This is a genomic window from Vibrio sp. MA40-2 (assembly GCF_047302445.1).
Lineage (GTDB): Bacteria > Pseudomonadota > Gammaproteobacteria > Enterobacterales > Vibrionaceae > Vibrio.
This window is the reverse complement of sequence record NZ_CP178628.1, coordinates 1493806-1514553: the sequence shown is the minus strand read 5'-3', so window position 1 is coordinate 1514553 and position 20748 is coordinate 1493806. Positions and strand designations below refer to the sequence as shown.

At 39.3% G+C, this 20748-nt stretch carries 14 protein-coding genes; 5 read left to right on the top strand and 9 right to left on the bottom strand.

All coding sequences use genetic code 11. From position 1 onward, the window contains the following. Positions 1 to 33 precede the first annotated feature (33 nt). Entirely contained in the window at positions 34 to 2283 is a 2250-nt protein-coding gene (gene ptsP / locus ACLKML_RS14530) for a phosphoenolpyruvate--protein phosphotransferase (protein ID WP_413283795.1), read from the bottom strand. Between the two features lie 2 nt (positions 2284 to 2285). Then, positions 2286 to 2804 (bottom strand): RNA pyrophosphohydrolase, encoded by a 519-nt coding sequence (gene rppH, locus ACLKML_RS14525; protein ID WP_317716857.1) that lies wholly within the window; start codon positions 2802 to 2804, stop codon positions 2286 to 2288. Between the two features lie 613 nt (positions 2805 to 3417). Here rppH and mutH point away from each other — a divergent pair. Continuing rightward, positions 3418 to 4089 carry a DNA mismatch repair endonuclease MutH gene (mutH, locus tag ACLKML_RS14520; protein ID WP_413283794.1) on the top strand — a complete coding sequence of 224 codons (672 nt, stop codon included), beginning with the start codon at positions 3418 to 3420 and terminating at the stop codon, positions 4087 to 4089. 11 nt (positions 4090 to 4100) lie between these two features. Here mutH and ACLKML_RS14515 read toward each other — a convergent pair whose 3' ends face one another. Both ACLKML_RS14515 and ACLKML_RS14510 read right to left on the bottom strand, forming a co-directional pair. Continuing rightward, complete coding sequence (locus ACLKML_RS14515) at positions 4101 to 4544, bottom strand: dCMP deaminase family protein (protein WP_413283793.1); 444 nt, start codon at positions 4542 to 4544, stop codon at positions 4101 to 4103. Between the two features lie 159 nt (positions 4545 to 4703). Then, the gene (locus ACLKML_RS14510) at positions 4704 to 5585 is read right to left on the bottom strand and encodes a sulfite exporter TauE/SafE family protein (protein ID WP_413283792.1); all 882 of its coding nucleotides are present in this window, start codon (positions 5583 to 5585) and stop codon (positions 4704 to 4706) included. Between the two features lie 158 nt (positions 5586 to 5743). Here ACLKML_RS14510 and ACLKML_RS14505 point away from each other — a divergent pair, with 158 nt between their 5' ends. Continuing rightward, positions 5744 to 6385, top strand: a complete 642-nt coding sequence (locus ACLKML_RS14505) for a Crp/Fnr family transcriptional regulator (protein WP_413283791.1) — start codon at positions 5744 to 5746, stop codon at positions 6383 to 6385. An 89-nt stretch (positions 6386 to 6474) separates the two neighbouring features. Here ACLKML_RS14505 and ACLKML_RS14500 read toward each other — a convergent pair whose 3' ends face one another. From ACLKML_RS14500 to hrpB, 5 genes are all read right to left on the bottom strand, one after another. Beyond that, complete coding sequence (locus tag ACLKML_RS14500) at positions 6475 to 7803, bottom strand: sigma-54-dependent transcriptional regulator (RefSeq protein WP_413283790.1); 1329 nt, start codon at positions 7801 to 7803, stop codon at positions 6475 to 6477. A 236-nt stretch (positions 7804 to 8039) separates the two neighbouring features. Then, entirely contained in the window at positions 8040 to 10637 is a 2598-nt protein-coding gene (acnB, locus tag ACLKML_RS14495) for a bifunctional aconitate hydratase 2/2-methylisocitrate dehydratase (protein WP_413283789.1), read from the bottom strand. Between the two features lie 246 nt (positions 10638 to 10883). Continuing rightward, positions 10884 to 13310, bottom strand: coding sequence for a patatin-like phospholipase family protein (locus tag ACLKML_RS14490; protein WP_413283788.1), 2427 nt, complete (start codon positions 13308 to 13310; stop codon positions 10884 to 10886). Positions 13311 to 13362: 52 nt separating this feature from the next. Beyond that, the gene (gene mrcB, locus ACLKML_RS14485) at positions 13363 to 15738 is read right to left on the bottom strand and encodes a penicillin-binding protein 1B (RefSeq protein WP_413285893.1); all 2376 of its coding nucleotides are present in this window, start codon (positions 15736 to 15738) and stop codon (positions 13363 to 13365) included. 83 nt (positions 15739 to 15821) lie between these two features. Further along, on the bottom strand, positions 15822 to 18338 hold the full coding sequence (hrpB, locus tag ACLKML_RS14480) for an ATP-dependent helicase HrpB (RefSeq protein ID WP_413283787.1): 2517 nt from the start codon (positions 18336 to 18338) through the stop codon (positions 15822 to 15824). A gap of 54 nt (positions 18339 to 18392) precedes the next feature. Between hrpB and sfsA the strand changes: the two genes are divergently transcribed. From sfsA to gluQRS, 3 genes are all read left to right on the top strand, one after another. Then, the gene (gene sfsA / locus ACLKML_RS14475) at positions 18393 to 19100 is read left to right on the top strand and encodes a DNA/RNA nuclease SfsA (protein ID WP_413283786.1); all 708 of its coding nucleotides are present in this window, start codon (positions 18393 to 18395) and stop codon (positions 19098 to 19100) included. 139 nt (positions 19101 to 19239) lie between these two features. Then, positions 19240 to 19683 (top strand): RNA polymerase-binding protein DksA, encoded by a 444-nt coding sequence (gene dksA, locus ACLKML_RS14470; protein WP_317716871.1) that lies wholly within the window; start codon positions 19240 to 19242, stop codon positions 19681 to 19683. A 151-nt stretch (positions 19684 to 19834) separates the two neighbouring features. After that, entirely contained in the window at positions 19835 to 20725 is an 891-nt protein-coding gene (gene gluQRS / locus ACLKML_RS14465; RefSeq protein WP_413283785.1) for a tRNA glutamyl-Q(34) synthetase GluQRS, read from the top strand. The last annotated feature ends 23 nt before the right edge of the window (positions 20726 to 20748 follow it).

Sequence of the window (20748 nt, the reverse complement as noted above, 5' to 3'; positions counted from 1 at the left end):
CTGTATTTAATTGTTGCTTTGATTCGCTAGGATCTATTTTTTCCCTGCGCGAGTAAAGCCGGCAAGATCTTTATCTTCTAAATACTTGAACATCATAGAATAAGTGTCTTTGCTGTATTGCTTAGTCAATGATTGTTCGGCAAACGATTGTAAATCAGACATAGTGGACTGTCTGAGTAAGTATTTTACTCGAGCAACATTCGAAGTATTCATACTCAATGTGGTGTAACCTAAACCAACCAGCAACAGTGCGCCAACTGGATCTCCGGCTAATTCGCCACATAGACTCACAGGAATGTTATGTTGATTGCAAGTATCTAAAATTTGCTTTAAGGCAAGAAGTACTGCAGGGTGAATCGACTCATATATACCAGCGACTCTGGAGTTATTTCGGTCAACCGCTAACAAATATTGAGTAAGATCATTGCTGCCAACTGAAACAAAATCGACCTTACTCGCCAGCATAGGCAATAGGTAAATCATAGAAGGCACTTCCACCATAATACCGACTTTTGGCTTTTTCACCTGAGGTTCAATTTTTTTAACTTCGGTATACGCCCGATCTAACAATACCAATGTTTCGTCAACTTCTTGGCAACTGGCGATCATCGGCAATAAAATACGCAAATTATCTAACCCAACACTGGCACGTAACATCGCTCTGAATTGGATCAAAAATATATCAGGATGATCTAAGGTAAAACGAATCCCTCGCCATCCTAAAAATGGGTTATCTTCTTCGATGGGTAAATAAGGTAAAGGCTTATCTCCACCAATATCGAGTGTACGCATCACCACATTTTTGCCTGAATACGCTTCTAATACTTTTCTATATTGTTGAGTTTGTTCATCCTCGGATGGAAATCGATGTTCCATTAAAAACTGAATTTCAGTTCTATATAGCCCTACACCATCAACACCTTGGTTAATAGCAATATTAGAATCAGCACTAAGACCAGCATTAAGCAGTACTTCAATTCTACTTCCATCTTGAGTGCAGGCTTCTTGAGCAAGTTCCCCTTCAACCATTTGAGACAGCTCATACTCTTCGGTCTGTAAGGCTATATATTCTTCTAATATTTGCTCATTAGGCTCAACAAGAATATCACCGCTGTAGCCGTCCACCACTCCGATACGATTATGTACCGATTCTGGAGACAAGACAGCGCCCATAATAGCAGGTACTCCCAATGCTCTAGATAAAATAGCAGCATGAGAGTTCGCTGCGCCTTCGAGCGACACAACAGCTAGCAGCTTTTCTTTGGGTATACTGGCTAATATTGAAGCCGTGAGCTCACTCACAACCAAAATAACCGGTTTATCTAGTTCAATTTGACCTGATTCAGAATTGTGTAAAAAGTAAAGTAAACGCTGACCGAGCTCTTTAATATCTTGAGCTCGTTCTCGCATATATACGTCACTCATTTGAGCAAATCGATAGGAATAGGTCTCGACTACTTGCCTTAGAGCCCAATCAGCTCGATCACCTTTGTTGATCTGTGCCTTTAAATCAGCACGAAGCATAGGGTCATTGAGTAAGTGAGTAAATAAGTCAAAGATAGCTAGAGCATCTTTATTTAGTTCGCCATCAAACTTTTTGCGCATACGTCGAAAGTCATTAATAGCGCTTTCAATCGCCAGCATTAACCATTCATGCTCTTGCTCAATATTGATCGTTGATGCTGGTAACACATCCGACAACTCAGGCTGAGTGTTATCCCACCAAAAAGGACCAACAGCAACCCCAGGTGAAGCCGCAATACCGGTTGTTTTTTCGGAGCCTTGCTCAGAGAGTAGCCAGAGGCCTTGAGCTTGTGCATGAGCAATTATGACCGCTATTTGCGCAGCAAGAGTTACTAAAAACGATTCCTCCATTTCGCTGAACAAACGTGGTGACTTTTGCTGAATAACCAACACACCCAATACTTGCTTGCGGTGTATTATTGGCGTACCGAGAAAGGAGTTATAAACTTGCTCGCCCAGTTGAGGGAAGAATTTATAATTAGGGTGTTTTGAGGCTTCTGCTAAATTAAGCGGTTCTGCGCTGCGTCGCACTAAACCAACAAGTGCTTCATTGTAACCAATTTGAATTGAATTACCTCTAAGCTGTAAGCCTTGCGTGGCCATTAACTCTAAACGTTGATGCTCATCATTAGCCAAATAGACTGTACAACAGTCTGTTTGCATTGCTTGACACGTTTCTTTAACTAATAGGTTTAAAGCTTGATGAACATCATCAAGCTTCATAACCTTTTCAACTATGTCCCTTAGTTGAGTTAGCATTGTTATCCCCTACGGTTTTTTCGCTTACCCTTTACTTTTCGTTCTTTAAAGGGCATAGCTAAAGATGCAAACTCTTTCATTGCTCGCCGATAGACATCGCGTTTAAACGAAACAACTTGCCTAACAGGATACCAAAAACTAACCCACCGCCAACCATCAAACTCAGGGGTATTACCACGTTGCATATTGACTTGCGACTCATCGCTCACCATACGTAATAAAAACCATTTCTGTTTTTGTCCGATACAAACAGGTTTAGAATCCCAACGAACAAGACGTTTTGGTAGGCGGTACCTTAACCAATGACGACTTGTTGCGATGATTTTCACATCTTGTTTAGTAAGACCAACTTCTTCGTATAACTCCCTAAACATAGCTTGTTCTGGAGTTTCGCCTTCATCAATTCCCCCTTGAGGAAATTGCCAAGAATGTTGTCCGTATCGTTTAGCCCAGAATACCTGACCATGGTTGTTACAAATCACGATTCCCACATTTAAGCGGTAACCATCGCCATCGATCACTGGCCAACCTCTAAAAAAATATTTGTTACTGTGATTTTTCCACATATCCCCAAAGGTCGCAAATTTACTCGCCACATTTAAGTAATATTTATTAACCAACACTCACTTTTACACTAGGTTTACTGACTTTGGTAGTTATCAACATAGTCTAACCACCTTACCGTTATTTATTCACTTTTTCTGTGAATAAGTTTGTGAAGAATTACTGTTAAACTATATTAATTGGTTTCTCAATAAGCAGTTCAAAAAACTTAACTGATTAAAAATTTTTAATTTTAAATTTAATAACAACGAGTTAAATAGTTTTAATGCTATTTTAATACTATCTTCTTTTATAAAGATCTTTGATAATTTTTGATCGGTCAAAGATCCACCACCATAATGTTTATCCACAGTCATACTAGCATGTTTCATTATTTGTTGTTTTTTTCAATCGATAAAGTGGCCCTAAACTACTGTTAATTGATCCAGTTAGAAAATAATCGCGGTTTTTATTTTTTTACCTGTGGATAACTCTAAATAGAACGTGAATGGCTAAATGGGATCAACATAAAGATTCTTTTCCTAATCACAAATTTGTTACCATTGCTTTTTTGACTTGCTGTGACAACTTATGAATCCTGAACCTAAAACAGAAGCTGAACTTATGCAAAGAGCATTGGATATTGCTGGATCATCTTTTACTGAATTAGCATCTAGCGCAAACATACCAATGCCACCAAATTTAAAACGTGACAAAGGTTGGGTAGGACAGTTACTCGAATGGCACTTAGGAGCCAAAGCAGGAAGCAAACCCCAACAAGATTTCATTGACCTTGGTATAGAGTTAAAAAGTATTCCAGTTAGTTATACTGGCGCACCGCTTGAAACAACATTCGTTTGTGTTGCGCCATTAGTTGGAGTGCATGGTTTAACTTGGCACACTAGCCATGTTCGTCAAAAGTTGTCTAAAGTTCTCTGGATCCCAGTAGAAGGAGAGCGTGAAATTCCTTTATCAGATCGTAAAGTAGGCTCACCTATTTTATGGAGCCCGAATGAAGAACAAGATAGACAGCTACAAGCAGATTGGGAAGAGTTAATGGAAATGATCGTTTTAGGGCAAGTAGAGCAAATTACCGCCAAACATGGCGAAGTGTTACAACTGAGGCCAAAAGCTGCCAATAGTCGTGTTCTAACCGAAGCTTTTGGCGCAACAGGAAAACCAATTAAAACCCTACCTAGAGGGTTTTATTTGCGAAAAAACTTTACTCATCAAATATTACTTAATATTAGAACGATTGCTTAATATCAAAACGATTACTTTATTTCAGAAATAGCTAACCAATCAACTTTAACGCCTGCTTGCAAAAACATATCTTGGCTGACCGTAATTTTATCCCCCCAGCGTGATAAAAAATCGTCTGTTTGCTCTGGGCAATGAACCGCCGATATGCCTGTTTGGATAATTTTTGCCGCGCAGTTTGGACATGGAAAATGTGTCACCCAAATCTCGCAACCATCTAATGCTCTTTTGGCAAACAAAATCGCATTTTCCTCGGCATGCAGCGTTTTCAAGTATTTCATATCACGATCATCCGTATTGGCACTATCAGAAACACCATGTGGATAACCATTAAATCCTACAGAGACTATACGATTTTTCTCTGTTATCACCGCACCGACTTGAGTCGATGGATCTTTACTCCATGACGCGACCAGTTCAGCCATCTGATAGAAACGCTTTGCCCATTTAGATATCATAATCACTCCCTTCAATTATCAATGACCAGTTTCTTTTCGGTTGCAACCCGTCATTAGCATCATTTTCACTCAAAAAGAGCAAGTTAGATCAAAAAGATAAAGCCAGCTAACTAGCTATGCAAGAGAAACTTTATCATCATTGAGCTATATCGTTACTCACTAAGCAAAAAGGTACAATAACAAACTGATAGATATAACAGAAATGGTAATAATATAGGTCATTTTTTCCGATAATTGACGAATTAAACGCGCGGCTATTGCCACACCAGAAAATGAACCAAATACAAACAACAGTGCAGTGACAACGTCTACTTGTCCTCCTTTTGCGTATCCTAGTGCCGCAACAGAAGACAAAAACAATGCCAACACTACCGAAGAACCAATCGCTTTTTTAATATCAATATTTAATACACTGTTAAGTATTGGCAGTAAAAGTACGCCCCCACCAACACCTGTAGAGCCCATTACCGTGCCACAAAACATACCTGATAGTAGAGCTTTCTTGCCATTAGTTTTGTGTCTAGTCGTGCCTGTCCCGGTAATTTGTGTCCCGGTAATTTGAGCAAGAACTTGGGTGCCTGTCCCGTTAGCAGATTCGTTAACTTGATGATAACGAGAACGAAATTTGATGCACACTGAAGCAAGAGAACCAATCATGACCAAAGCGACTAACATTGCAACAGAAGATTGAGTCGTCTCTTTATACTCTGGATGATTATTTAAATATACAACCAACTGAGTTACCATCAGTGTGACCGGAACGGCGCCAATAAATAGCAATACAATTTGTCGCCATGACACATTTTTTGCTCTTACATGGATAACCGAAACATTTATCTTCACTAAGGCGGAAATCAAGCTAGCGGTACCAACTGCCAATACTGGTGACATATCACAGAATAACTGCAACATAGGTATTAATAACACACCACCCCCTACGCCAGTAAGTCCAAGACACAAACCGAATAAACTGCCTAACCCCAATTTTATTCCGGTGGCTTCTGCGGTCAGTAACTCTGTCATCAAACTGCCAATATCCATACCATAGCCCTTTTATGCCACACCAATAAATCATGTAACATTTGTAAACGATTTCATTTAATCGCACTTTACTCTATGCAACGATGAATAATTTATGGTGATGATCATATTCTGCAATTTGGTTTTCGCGTAAGGTATACACATCCATCTGCTATTAAATGTTTTTTTCCTCGGATATGTGCTTAGATATTCACCAACAGTTGATTGAACACGTAAATTATTGTGACGTTGCCAAACAGTATTTGGTTTATCGTAATGGTTTACCTGCGCGTGGTTTTTATTATGTTGCACAAGGTTTAGTCGGACTGTATCAAGTTTCAGAAAATGGAAAAGAAACACTACTACGCATATATGGACCAGGCGCATATTTTGGATATCGGTCACTGTTTACCGAACAATATTACCCCTCAACAGCTCGCGCGATGTTAGACAGTAAAATCGTGCATATCAATGTAAACGATTTTACTGCTCTGGAAAAAATTGCACCATCGTTAGCTAATCGTCTCATGCGTGAAGTTTGTGAAGAGTTAGGAGAAGCGGAGAAACGCTTAATGCAATTTAATGCCTTTAGCGCTAAAAAGCGGATTTTAGATACCATCTACTATATGTTTGATACTTACCCAGAATACCCGTGGACCTATCGTGAAATAGGTGAATTTAGTGGCAGTGACACAACAACCGTCATCCGATATTGTAAAAAGCTTAAACAAGCAGGGTTACTTGAAGCTAAAAGTCGAAAGCCGCTACCAGTAGATCTAGATCAACTCGCTAATTTTCGAAAGTCTCTTCTGTCCGTGTAAAGATCGATTATTTATCTAGATCTCATCGCCAGTTTAGCTACTTCTACTCTTCTCTGGAGCTATTCAATGTTGTATCGGCTTTCTTCTTCTTAAATGGCTTCTGTAATAAGATTGTGCTTATTCAATAATCGGTACATAGTCGCCCTTGAAACACCCAACTCTTTAGCCGCAGGTGAGACTTGACCATCATACGATTCTAGAACATAAATCAACGCATCGCGTTCTGCATTTTCTCTGATAACTTTAAGACTACGTTTATCATTTGATATTTGTGGTAAGTCTAATTGGTTAACATCGATAATCTCACTGTCCGACATCAAAACCGCGCGTTTAATCTGATTCATCAACTCTCTTACATTTCCTGGCCAATGATATTGTGTCAGCGCTTTAAGAGCTTCATCGGAAAAATCTTTCGCTTGAGCATTATAATCTTTAGAGAACTCTCTCAAAAATTGTCGAGCCAAAATAGTAATATCCCCTGCTCTTTCTTTAAGGCTAGGAACATTAATTCTTAATACATTAATATAGTGATAAAGTTCTTCGTTAAAATCTTTATCAATTAGAGCTTTTTCAATATCTGAGCTGTATGCAGTAAGTACTCTAACATTCAGTTCTTTACTACTATTATCCGACTCAATTTTTCCATCACGCATGAATCGCAATAAATTTTTCTGTTGTGAATAAGGTAACGTTAAAATATCGTTAAAAAAGATAGTTCCGCCATTAGCTTGCTCTAGATAACTCTTCGTCCCTTCTTCTGCTCCGATACCAAAAATATCTTCTTGCATCCTAGATTCAGAAAGAGCGCCACAATTAACGACCACAAAAGGTTCGTTAGCTCGTGCTGACATATTATGCACGGCTTTAGCAACGCTTTCTTTTCCTGCACCGTTTTCACCATAAATAACAATGCTCACATCAGTCGAACCGATACGCCTTATTTGTTCTCGTAAACGTTTAATTGAAATTGATTCACCAGAAATGCCCATATTTTTAGTATTGCCGTAATCAGGCCATACATTTTTTTCTAATTTTAGCATGCCAGATTGATGGCCAATGGTACTTAATAGTTGTGCATCTGGAATAGGAGAGGTGAAAAAATCAATACAAAAATTAACGATAAACTGGCAAATGGTATCGGAGTTTAACTGCGATTCTCTAATAAACGCAATCCAACGTACATGCTTATATCGACTGACTAAATTAGCGATTCCATTTAAACTAAATTCATCCTGACTTAGATCAACAATCCCTATACAAGGCCCTATATCAAGCAACAATGTATCGGCTTTACGTAAGTCAGCACACCTTTGACATTGCCAACCAGCTTGTTCTAAAACAGACAACCAAGGTTCATGCTTACCGCTTACCACGACGAGTGGACCGGGGACAGAATCCATACGGAATTGAGTTCCCATTCAAAAATCCTTTATCATTTTGAGATAATATCACTAACAGAAAATAGTCGAGTTTTGAACCGCAAATTTACTGTCCCATTATTAAGCCATTCTATGCAATTTTTCGTCTCATTATTAAGACATAGCACATATATTCATTATATCAAGTTATGCATGATTTTTTAGTATCAACTTTACAAATAAAAACCCGCTAAAATAAGCGGGTTCTATTTAGACTAAAATAAATTATTTAGACTTTAAGCTGGTTCTTGGAAGATGACCGTGTCCGCTTTATCTGTGTACTGTCCCATTTTATGGAAGTTCAAATAGCGGTAGGTATCCGATGCGGTTGCATCTAACTGTTTAGTGTATTCCAAGTACTCTTCTTTACTAGGAATTTTGCCTAAAATAGCACCAACAGATGCCAATTCGGCAGAAGCTAAATAAACATTCGCCCCTGTACCTAAACGGTTAGGGAAGTTACGAGTCGATGTAGACATTACTGTGGCATTATCCGCAACACGAGCTTGGTTACCCATACATAATGAACAACCTGGGGTTTCAATTCTTACTCCTGCTCGACCAAATATCCCATAATAACCTTCTTCAGTTAGCTGATCTTTATCCATTTTAGTTGGAGGTGCGATCCACAAACGAGTATCAAGTTGGCCTTTATAGTTATCTAAAAGCTTACCTGCAGCACGGAAATGTCCGATGTTTGTCATACATGAACCAATAAATACTTCATCGATTGCTGTACCTTGTACTTCTGATAGCAAACGCGCGTCATCAGGATCATTAGGTGCACACAAAATAGGTTCATTAATTTCAGCTAAATCAATTTCAATAACATGAGCATATTCAGCATCACCATCCGCTTCCATTAATTCAGGATTCGCTAGCCATTCTTGCATAGACTTAATACGACGCTCGATAGTACGGCGATCACCATAACCTTCTGAGATCATCCATTTAAGCATAACAATATTAGAGTTCAGATATTCTGATATTGACTCTTCAGAAAGCTTAACTGTACAACCTGCCGCAGAGCGTTCTGCTGAAGCATCAGAGAGCTCAAAAGCTTGCTCAACTGTAAGATGTTCTACACCTTCAATCTCTAATACTCGGCCAGAAAACTCATTAATTTTTCCTGTTTTTTCTACGGTCAAAAGCCCCTGTTTTATACCGTACAGTGGAATAGCATGAACTAAATCACGTAGAGTAATACCCGGTTGCATTTCACCTTTAAAGCGAACTAAGATTGATTCAGGCATATCCAATGGCATAACCCCTGTAGCTGCGGCAAAAGCAACCAAGCCAGAACCGGCAGGGAAAGAAATACCAAGAGGGAAACGAGTATGTGAATCGCCCCCAGTACCCACAGTATCGGGTAATAGCATACGGTTTAACCAAGAGTGGATAACACCGTCACCTGGACGTAATGAAACGCCAGCTCGATTTCTAATAAAATCAGGCAATGTATGGTGAGTATTTACATCTATTGGTTTTGGATAAGCAGATGTGTGACAGAAAGACTGCATAACTAAATCGGCAGAGAAACCTAAACACGCCAAATCTTTGAGTTCATCTCGAGTCATTGGTCCCGTTGTGTCTTGAGAACCAACAGTTGTCATCTTAGGTTCACAGTAAGTCCCAGGGCGAATACCTTCAACGCCACAAGCTTTACCAACCATTTTTTGTGCTAATGAGTAACCTTTGCCAGTATCGGCAACAGCAACTGGACGACGGAAAACATCTGAAGCGTCTAACCCTAGAGATTCACGAGCACGATCTGTAAGCCCACGTCCAATAATAAGCGGAATACGTCCACCGGCTCTTACTTCATCAATCAGTACATCTGTTTTAAGCTTAAATTCAGCTAAGACAGCGCCCGTTTCATGGTTAGTCACTTTACCTTCATACGGGAACACATCAATAACATCGCCCATATTCAACTTAGCAACATCAACTTCTATTGGTAAGGCGCCAGCATCTTCCATGGTATTGAAAAAGATTGGGGCAATTTTACCGCCAAGACAGTATCCGCCGGCTTTTTTATTCGGTACATAAGGAATGTCATCTCCCATAAACCATAATACTGAGTTTGTTGCTGATTTACGCGAAGAACCCGTTCCGACAACATCACCAACATAGACTAATTGATGACCTTTTTCTTGTAGAGCAGCTATTTGCTTAATTGGACCAACTGAACCTGGAACATCAGGTTCTATGCCTTCTCGTGCATTTTTCAACATTGCTAAAGCATGCAAAGGGATATCTGGACGAGACCAAGCGTCAGGTGCAGGAGAGAGATCATCCGTGTTAGTTTCACCAGTTACTTTAAACACAGTTAGTGTGATTTTTTCTTGCAATTCTGGCTTAGATAAAAACCATTCAGCTTCTGCCCAAGACGTAATAACTTGCTTGGCATAAGCATTGCCAGCTTTTGCTTTTTCTTCTACATCATAAAACGAATCGAACATTAGCAATGTGTGTGAAAGTGCCTTAGCTGCAATCGGTGCTAACGTGTCGTCTTCTAATAAATCGATTAGTGATTCGATGTTATAGCCGCCTTGCATAGTACCAAGCAATTCGGTCGCTTTCTCTTTGTTAATGAGCGGAGAAGATGCTTCTCCTTTTGCTAAAGCAGTTAAAAAGCCAGCTTTGACATAAGCCGCTTCATCTACTCCTGGTGGAATTCTATTTTCAAAAAGTTCAAGAAGTACTTCTTCTTCACCTTCTGGGGGATTTTTAACAAGCTCTACAAGAGCAGCAACTTGCTCAGCATTTAGGGGTTGAGGTACAACTCCTTCTACTGCACGCTCTTCGACGTGTTTACGATAGGCTTCAAGCACGACTTATTCCTCTTATTACGGTCTATATTTAAAAATACAAACATCCTTGGAAATATGGCTCACCACTTTTTTCGCTGTTGATTTCTTGCTAATGATCAATAGTGGCAAAGACCAAACTGTGCGAGGAATATAGCAAATTTAACGAAAAATTAAAATCTAATCATATTGACCAACATAGCAAGTTACGACTAAAGTTGTAGTTTAAAATGCTCATATCAATAAAAACAATCATTCACTCATCTACAACTAAAACGTCTGACCCAGAATCAAATAATAGGATTGGTGATTTTCTTCCGTCATGCCAAAAGCAAATACTATCGGTCCAATAGGAGATGCTACACCAGCAAATACCGAACCTGCCATATATAATGGAGCATCAGAAGCGGACACATCGGTATCAGACCAGACGCCGCCATACTCCAACGATGCACCGTAATAGACAGGTGCTGTAAAGAGTCCAAAATCGTTGTCAAACCATTTATAGCGGTATACAACACTACCAAATAATAAATTATCGCCGACTAAACTGTCTCTCGATATGCCAGACAAACGTAAAAAACCACCCAACTCTTTAGGTTGAATAGGTGGATTGTTACTGCTTTTATCTGCTACTACGCCATATTCAGCCGCTGCAACCAAAGTATGTTTGTCAAAACTAACCGCACCACGAAATTTCGCAGAAACTTCATGTACAACATCATGACTATACTCAATCTGTTCCGTTGCATCAGTGTAAGAAAGTCGACTACCACTGACTGAATCGTCGGAAATGAAGTAATCTAAATCGACTAAAAAACCGGAAGTAGGAAGACTATAATCATCTAAAGTATCCAATCGATAGTGAACGAAAGCGCCTCTTCGAGTGTAGTCAGCATTCCCTAAAATAGGCAGTGTGGTTAAATTTGCTGAGCCGTCGATATATCTTAATCCCAGGTAAGAGGCATGCCAAAATTCAGGCTGATAGCCAATAGCAGCTTCAACAGTAAAATCAGTATAAGTTGTCGATAAGGAGTTGTCGGTCATATCCAAAGGTGAACCACTCAAATAACCGCCTATCGGCGTACTTTTTTGATCTTTACTGTAAACCACACTCGCCATATTCATTAAACTAGGGCTGAATAAAAAAGGAGATTCCCAAATCAATGCGACTTGTCTATCGGTACCAAAGTCTAGATTAAACCTTAATTCTGCACCGGCACTATTTAAGCCAGTAAAATTGGTTGAAAAACCCAAAGAATATTCACTGTCTGATGCAAAATCCTCCTCTACAAACAAACGAAAGTTCATATAATTGGGCCCCCACTCTTTCTCTTTAACATCAATGATTAAATTCGTTTCATCATTATTTGTTTCAAAGTGGTAAGCGACGGTTTCAAACCGATCAATAGCGTAAAGGTTACGCACACTTTTTTCCAAAGATTCAGTGGATATTTTGTTGCCTTTTTCGATGGCTAATTTATTTAATACTAACCTATCATCATAATGGGAATTATTATTCAAAGTAATACGATCCACTACGAGGTCATCGCCATAAATCAGCTCGCGTCTCAGCTTTTCTTTATGATCAATATACTGTTGATATTCGCTTGTTGATACAGAATAACGCGATAACGCCTGTTTCTCTTTTTGTGCAACGTCATACCCTTGAGTATAAGCTACAGGCATTTTATCAAACTCCATTGTCTCCATATCACCAACGGTTGGCCTTAATAAGGTATCCTGATCTGTTAAATATTGGGTTTGCTCATCGGTGGTACGACGGACAAGATAATTCGATAATTGACCACCTACGGTGACAAAATTACTCATCTGTTCCTTATTAAAATACTCCGTACTAATATCAACAGCGATAACAATATCCGCACCTAATTCTTTGGCTAAATCTACTGGCATATTATTGGTTACCCCTCCGTCAACCAATAAGCGACCATCAATTTCATAAGGAGGTAAAGCTCCAGGAACCGACATACTTGCCATCATTGCATCCGCCAACAAGCCTTTTTCAAGAACAACTGGTTTTAAATCAATGATATCAGTAGCAACCGCTCGGTATCGAATAGGCAATTGGTCAAAAGATTGAAAGGTAGGTAAGTTTCCTGAAGTGACACGTAAGATCTGCATCATTCCTTGCCCTTGAACCACGCCTTTAGGGGAGCGTAATTCACCAAATCGAACACCTAAATCTGTATTTATCTGGTAATGATCTTCGTGCGATTTTTGAATGACTCTAAGTTCACTTCTGTCCACTCTATCTCTGTAACCATCGTTCCATTCCGTTGAGTAAATGAGTGATTCAATTTCGTCGGCACTCATTCCGGTTGCATATAAACCCCCAATATATGCGCCCATGCTTGTACCAGTAATAATATCAACCGGCACATACATCTCTTCGAGCGCTTTAAGGACACCTATGTGAGCCGCGCCTTTTGCTCCTCCTCCGGCAAGAACTAATGCAATAGTAGGTCGTGATTTTTTTTTGGAAATGTCTGCCATTTTCGCGTTAACAACAAGTTCTGAGTCAACCGGTATTTCAGACTCAACTGGTATTTCAGACTCAACAATGACTCCAGAGCCGACAAGTGCTCCAGTCTCAGCAGACGTACCATTGGTCTGAAGAACCAATAAAGCTATGATCAAATACCAACAACGAATAAGTAGATCCTTACTTTTCACATTAATCCCTTTGCATAAAGTTGAATAAACAGCGATAAAAACTCTGATTATATCAATTGAATAATTTTTTAAACCATGGGGTCATACTTGCACAAGAATCCTTTAAAGTATGATTTTTATCCCAAATTGGCAGCTTATACTTATTGTCACAATCTAGTTCATACTGGCCATTTTTTTGTTGCTTAAAGCCGATGGTAACCATGTCTTTTGGCCAAGGTAGTGTCAACCTCTGTGGAATTCTAGAGGAGAGATAGTCGCTATACACACGCAAAGCACCGCTAGATCCTGTCAATTTAGTTGGTTTGTTATCATCTCGTCCAACCCATAATGTCACCACTTCTCGCCCATCGACACCAACAAACCAGCTATCTCTGCTATCGTTACTTGTGCCTGTTTTACCCGCCAACGCAGCCCAACTATATTTGGTATGTAAATAACGTCCTGTGCCTTCACTAATCGCTTTTTTCATTGCGTAAGTCGTAAGCCAAGCCGCTTGTTGATCAACCGTTCTCTGTTTTTTGGGCATTGACTGATAATAAATATTATCATCGTTATCTTTTACCACTCGCAAAGCAGTGAGTGATGCCCTTTGACCAGAGTTGGTTAACGTTTGGTACATTTGCGCAACCTGAAATGGGGTGAGTGAAAATGAACCGAGAAACATTGATGGCACAGGACGAATTTCTTGCCTGTCCACACCAAGAGCTTCTAGTGTATCCGTTACCTTATCAATACCTAATTCTAGCCCAAGCCTGACTGTTGGAATATTAATAGACTTAGCCATTGCCTGATAAAGTGGCACGTCTCCTCTAAATTTATTATCAAAGTTTTTAGGCTGCCAAACACTACCTTTACTACCTTTTAAAGTAATCGGCTTGTCAGTAAGTGATGTTGCTAAATTATAATGTTCAGGATCGGATAATGCAGTTAAATACACGGCAGGCTTAACCAATGATCCAATTTGTCTGCTTGCATTTAATGCTCTATTGAAACCGTCATACCCAATACGTTTCCCTCCGACCATCGCTCTAATTTCACCCGTTTTTCGGTCAACGGCAATGGCTGCGGCTTCTAATCCTTTACCGCTGTATTTTTCTAGTTCTGGTATTTTTTTCTGTACCGCTTGCTCTAACATCGTTTGCGAGACAGGATCTAAGGTAGTAAACAGAGTGAGTCCGGCCAATGTGTTAAATTTATCTCCGACCTTTTGTTTTAACTCATTGGCTAATTGTTGAAAATAAGCAGGTTGTCGACGAGCAATTCGTGGATTGTCTTGAATATCTAGATCTCGACTTACCGCTTGATCATATTGACTCGCGGTTAAATATTCTTGTCGCATCATAAGTCGCAACACTAGATCTCGTCGCTCTCTCGCTCTTTGCGGATTTTTAATTGGATTATAATAAGATGGGCCTTTCACCATTCCCACTAGCAACGCGAGCTGATCATACCTTAGCTCTTGTACTGGCGCGCCGAAATACAGCCGAGACGCCAAACCAAATCCATGTACCGCTTGTCCAACACTTTGACCTAAATACACTTCATTTAAATATGCTTCTAAGATTTTATCTTTGTCGTATCTATAATCTAGAATCAAAGCAATGTAAGCTTCGCGAATTTTTCGCCAAATCGTTTTTTCCCGACTCAGAAACAAGTTTTTTGCCAATTGTTGAGTTAAGGTGCTTCCGCCTTGAACGGTACGACCAGCTTTGATATTGGCAACTAATGCTCTAAGTATCGAAGTTGGAGAAACGCCATCATGCTGATAAAAGTTTCTATCTTCGGTTGCAAGTAATGCATCAACTAAAAACTCAGGAAATTGATTACGCTTTAAATAAAGACGCGTTTCACTCACCTGCTTTTCCAACATGCCAAGCATTTTCGGTTCAATTCTTAAAAAACCAAGATCGCCTTTTTTTTCTAAAGACTCAATCCGTTTCAAACCTAGATTATCAAAATGCAACATTACATGTCGATCGGGTTCAGGGCCGTCTTCAAAATCAAAAGGACGCCTGATTAACTCTATTTTTGTCGATGAAGCAGAATACTCTCCCACATGTTTTGGATTCTGTACTTTTCTATAGGCCAAGACATCCAACTCTTGCAGCATTTCTTGCAAGCTAAGCTCCATACCAGGTGATAAGTTTAGCACTCGTGCATAAACCACAGTCGGTAAATCAAACACTTGGCCTTCAAATTTTTCTTTCACTATTGAATCGAAATAAATGCCGACAAAAACCAACACGGCGACTAACGTAACAGATAATTTCCAACCGAAACTCCAGATTACCTTAAACCACCCTTTTTTATTATTACTCTGTTTTACTTTAGTTTTTGTGGTGGTTTTTTTCTTAGTCGTGCTCTTTTTAGCCGGTGATTTTCGTTTTACTGGTGTTTTTTTTGTCGCATTGCTTCTGGTTTTTATCATCTCATTTTTATTCATATTATTGGCTTTTTTTACGCGATTGCCATTGACGTAATTTTGATTACCTAAGCTATTTGTTGTCTTTATCATGACTTCAACTGTCGTTTAGTTTTTGTAGTAGCAACATGATTGACCGGATCGTCAGGCCAAGGATGTTTAGGGTATCTTCCTTTCATTTCTTTTCGCACTTCTTGGTAACTTCCAGTCCAAAAACTGGCTAAATCAGAGGTAATCTGTAATGGGCGATAAGCTGGAGATAAAAGTTCCAATACAATTCGTTTTCTACCATCAGCAATTAATGGTGAATCTTTTTCACCAAATACCTCTTGCATTCGAACCGAGATTATAGGCTCTGAACCTTGCTGATAAATAATTGATTTTTTACTTCCAGTCGGTAATTGATAATAAACTGGGAGCAATGTATCTATCTCTTGATTCAATGGCCAACCTAAGTAAGCACGTAATGCTTTTGATAGATCAATACTGGTTAAGCTTTTTACCGTTAATTTTCCTGTCATAAACGGCTCTAACCATGTCTCTAAGTTATCTAATAAGCCTTGTTCAGAAAAATCAGGCCAAGACTTTTCCTCAAACCACTCTACGCCACAGCGTATTCTTTGTAACAAGCTAAGGCTCGATGTCGTCCAGTTTAAGCAGGATAACCCTTTACGTCTGACAAAATTAAGCAATGCTTGTGTCATTTTTTTTGCATCAGGTTTTGGTAATGGTTGAACAGATATAATTAACTTGCCCAATTTTAATTGTCTTTCAGCGATTAATTGACCTTTAAAATCATCCCAATCAACCCACTCTTTATATTCAAATAAGCTAGGGTTAAGTTGGTATAGCCGGCTTATATTAAGACTAGCTGCTGCAAATATTTGGCTGGTTTGTTTATGATTTCGTATCAGATTGACTGCCACGATATACTCTTGGGTTGATAAATTTTCTAAGCTATCTATAGCGCCACCATGGCCATTAGCAAATAAAAATTGCCCATCACGTCCTTGACGTTGTTGGGCTATCCTATCAGGATAAGCTAATGCGAGACACAAACCGGCGTTATCTTCATCAATTTTATTGAGTGTAAACTTGAACCCTATTTTTTGCGCAAGATATCGAATTCTCGCTTCAATTGAGTGTTGAGTTCGATGGCGTTTTTCCTTCAATAAATACAGTGATTGGGCTATATCAACATTAGTTTGAGAAGACTCTTCTAGCATAGCGATCAACGCTAAGGCTGTGATTATCAAATTATCCTGATTTATAAAATCACCACTGCTGCTGTCGTTATTACCTTTTGCATCAAACTGATGTAAATGTAGTTTAGATAACATGGCACCAAGTCTTGGCTCTATTCCTAATTTTTGCGCAGACAAACCAACAGACGTTAATTTTTTCTCATCAGTAATCAAACCTAATTTTTCTAATAAATCGAAACCTTGAGAAAGGTTAGTTGCTAAAGGAATATCTAACCAACGGAGTTGATTGACTTCAGTTACGCCCCATTGAATCAGTTCTAAGCATAACGACGAAAGATCAGAACGCAGGATCTCAGGCTCGGGAGTACTCGTTTGCTGTTTATATTGTTCTTCGCTATATAATCGAATACACAGCCCTTGTTGTAAACGTCCTGCTCTACCCGCTCTTTGAATAGCAGAAGATTGAGTTATGCGGCTTTCTTCCAATTTGGTGATTCCAGTTTTGAGATCAAACTTAGCCACTCTTTCCAACCCAGAATCAATAACAATACGGATACCTTCGATGGTTAACGACGTCTCTGCTATGTTGGTTGCTAACACTACTTTTCGTTTACCGTCTATGCTCGGCGTTATCGCTTGTTGCTGTTGCTGAAAAGTCAATCTTCCATACAGAGGGAGGATTGGTGTATCGTCAACTGTTCGCTCTAACGCAGAAGCCACACTTTTAATCGCACCGACACTTGGCAAAAACACTAATACTGAACCATGTTCGTTGGATAAGGTGCGCTGAATAACTTTCACAACCCCAGTAATTAACCCGTCATTAACACCCAAAGGAGAATATTGGTAATCAATAGGATAACTTCGACCTTCAGATTCAATGTATTTAGCTTCAGGTAATACGTTATACAATGCATTATTATCAAGTGTTGCTGACATCAACAAAATCTTTAGATTGTCTCTCAGTGCATCTTGCACTTCTAACGCAAAAGCCAAAGACGTATCGGCATGAATACTTCTTTCATGAAATTCATCAAAAATAAGTAAGCCAATTCCAGTTAATTCAGGATCAGACTGAAGCATTTTAGTCATTACACCTTCGGTCACTATCTCTAACTTAGTTTTAGAACTAACCTTGGTCTCGCCTCTTACTCGAAAACCAACACGTTCTCCTACTTTTTCACCCAGTTGCTTCGCTAAATAATGAGCAATATTTTTTGCCGCTAAACGCCTTGGTTCTAGCATGACAATTTTGCCTTCAATAATATTATTCCGAATTAACTCAAGTGGAAAAAATGTTGACTTACCTGCACCCGGTGGCGCTTTAAGGATAATTTGATTACTCAGATTTATCTGAGTCAACAAATCAGAGATAACAGATTCAATTGGTAGTTGTGACAAGGTAGAACCTTATGATTTACTTAATATATAGATTGTAATGAAAACCGAGATAATATGCACTTTGAACCGAAGTTAGAATGCGCAACATTGATAAAACGTTATAAACGGTTTTTGGCCGATATCGAACTTCCAAGTGGTGAAGTTCGCACCATACACTGCGCAAATACAGGTGCAATGACCGGATGTGCAGATCCCGGCAATACCATTTGGTATTCCACGTCTAGCAACCAAAAAAGGAAGTATCCAAATAGTTGGGAGATTAGTCAAACTCAACAGGGCGATATGATTAGTATTAATACTATTAGAGCAAATACGCTTGCTGTAGAGGCTATCAATAACAATATTATTTCAGAATTAAAGGGATACGAAACGCTCAAAACTGAGGTAAAATATGGTAGCGAAAATAGCCGAATAGATATTTTACTTGAGTCGAAAAATACCCAACCTTGCTACATAGAAGTAAAAAGTGTCACCTTGCTAGGTGCTCAAGGTATTGGCTATTTTCCCGACGCAGTGACTACTCGAGGACAAAAACACCTGCGCGAACTCACAGAAATGGTCAATAATGGCAATCGAGCCGTACTTTTATTCGCTGTTTTACATTCAGGTATTGAAAAAGTATCCGCAGCACACCATATAGATGCAAATTATTCATTATTACTAGAGCAAGCAAGAAAAGCTGGTGTGGAAATACTCTGTTATAAAGCAGATATTTCAATGAACAGTATGCAACTTATTTCGTCAATTGATTTTATTAAATGATGAACCAAAAATGATGCAATGTTCACACAGCGAGCAAAATGGAATTTCAGTGTTTGCTTCCAGCTTTTTTTTCTGATATAGATACGCGCCTAAAATTAACTGCAAGTCAGTTGATGTTGGTGTCAGTAGGAGAAGTGGTATGCCAGAGAAGAAAAAAGCGCTAGGTATTTTAGCCATAGCGGGCGTTGAGCCTTACCAAGAGAAAGCTGGTGAAGAATATATGTCACCAGAACAAATGGCTCACTTTGCTAAAATCTTAGGAGCATGGCGAGACCAACTTAGAGATGAAGTTGAAAGAACAGTGCATCATATGCAAGATGAAGCTGCAAACTTCCCAGATCCAGTTGATAGAGCTTCACAAGAAGAAGAGTTCAGCCTTGAATTACGTAACCGAGATCGCGAACGTCGTTTAATCAAAAAAATTGAAAAAACGTTGAAGAAGATCGAAGAAGACGATTTTGGGTTTTGCGAATCTTGCGGTGTCGAAGTAGGCATACGTCGTTTAGAGGCTCGTCCTACAGCCGATTTATGTATCGATTGTAAAACACTTGCTGAAATGAAAGAAAGACAAATGCAAGGTTAACCTTGCAGCAAAAATTTGAGGGAGCTTTTGCTCCCTTTTTGCGGTGGTTATTTTTATTGTATTCGCTTTAAACTATTACTGTTTTTTTGCTATTATTTAGTCGCTCTAAACAGAAAACCCATTACTCCCTAAACGAAAAACTAATCCAAATATGAACTATATTGGTCGCTTTGCTCCTTCTCCTTCAGGACCATTACATTTCGGTTCATTAGTTGCAGCACTCGGAAGCTATTTTCAGGCGAAATCCAATCAAGGCCAGTGGTTGGTTCGAATGGAAGATCTCGATCCACCAAGAGAAGTACCAGGCGCTGCTAGCTTGATATTGCGTTCTCTAGAAGCTTATCATCTCTATTGGGATGGTGACGTCATGTATCAAAGCCAACGACACGAAGTCTATCAAGCTTACATCGATAAATGGTTAAATAACGGCCAAGCGTTTTTTTGTGACTGTTCAAGAAAACAGATAAAAGCACAAGGCGGCTTTTATCTCGGATTCTGTAGAGACAAAAAACTGACTTCTCCTATGAATAACGCTATACGATTGCGAGTCGACCAACCTGTTTATCATTTTGATGATATAAAGCAAAAACGAATTACCATTCCTCAAGCGTTAGCAAACGAAGATTTTATCATCAAACGTCGAGATGGCCTTTTTGCTTACAATTTAGCTGTTGTAATAGATGATATTGAACAACATGTAACCGAAGTTGTTAGAGGGGCCGATTTAATCGAACCTACAGGACGCCAAATTAGCCTCTACCACCTTCTCAATGTAACACCTGTTAGTTACTTACACTTACCATTGGCAACCGACCCGTCAGGTAATAAATTATCTAAACAGAATCATGCAAAAGCCATCGACCTGAAATCGCCCAAAGCAACGCTTATTAAAGCAATGCAATTTTTAGGATTTTCCTTGCCGCCAGAGGTCGAAGCCGCTAATTTGGACGAAATACTCGTTTGGGGATGCACCAACTGGTCAATTAATACACTACCCAATACCAATGAGATAACAACACCATTCTCAAATGACGTTGTGTAGGCTATTATTAGCACCGTTTTTAG

Coding starts and splice junctions, on each gene's coding strand:
- ACLKML_RS14515 (WP_413283793.1), bottom strand. CDS start 4,544: ATGATATCTAAATGGGCAAAGCGTTTCTATCAGATGGCTGAACTGGTC.
- gluQRS (WP_413283785.1), top strand. CDS start 19,835: ATGAACTATATTGGTCGCTTTGCTCCTTCTCCTTCAGGACCATTACAT.
- mutH (WP_413283794.1), top strand. CDS start 3,418: ATGAATCCTGAACCTAAAACAGAAGCTGAACTTATGCAAAGAGCATTG.
- sfsA (WP_413283786.1), top strand. CDS start 18,393: ATGCACTTTGAACCGAAGTTAGAATGCGCAACATTGATAAAACGTTAT.
- ACLKML_RS14500 (WP_413283790.1), bottom strand. CDS start 7,803: ATGGGAACTCAATTCCGTATGGATTCTGTCCCCGGTCCACTCGTCGTG.
- mrcB (WP_413285893.1), bottom strand. CDS start 15,738: ATGATAAAAACCAGAAGCAATGCGACAAAAAAAACACCAGTAAAACGA.
- ptsP (WP_413283795.1), bottom strand. CDS start 2,283: ATGCTAACTCAACTAAGGGACATAGTTGAAAAGGTTATGAAGCTTGAT.
- dksA (WP_317716871.1), top strand. CDS start 19,240: ATGCCAGAGAAGAAAAAAGCGCTAGGTATTTTAGCCATAGCGGGCGTT.
- ACLKML_RS14505 (WP_413283791.1), top strand. CDS start 5,744: ATGTTTTTTTCCTCGGATATGTGCTTAGATATTCACCAACAGTTGATT.
- ACLKML_RS14510 (WP_413283792.1), bottom strand. CDS start 5,585: ATGGATATTGGCAGTTTGATGACAGAGTTACTGACCGCAGAAGCCACC.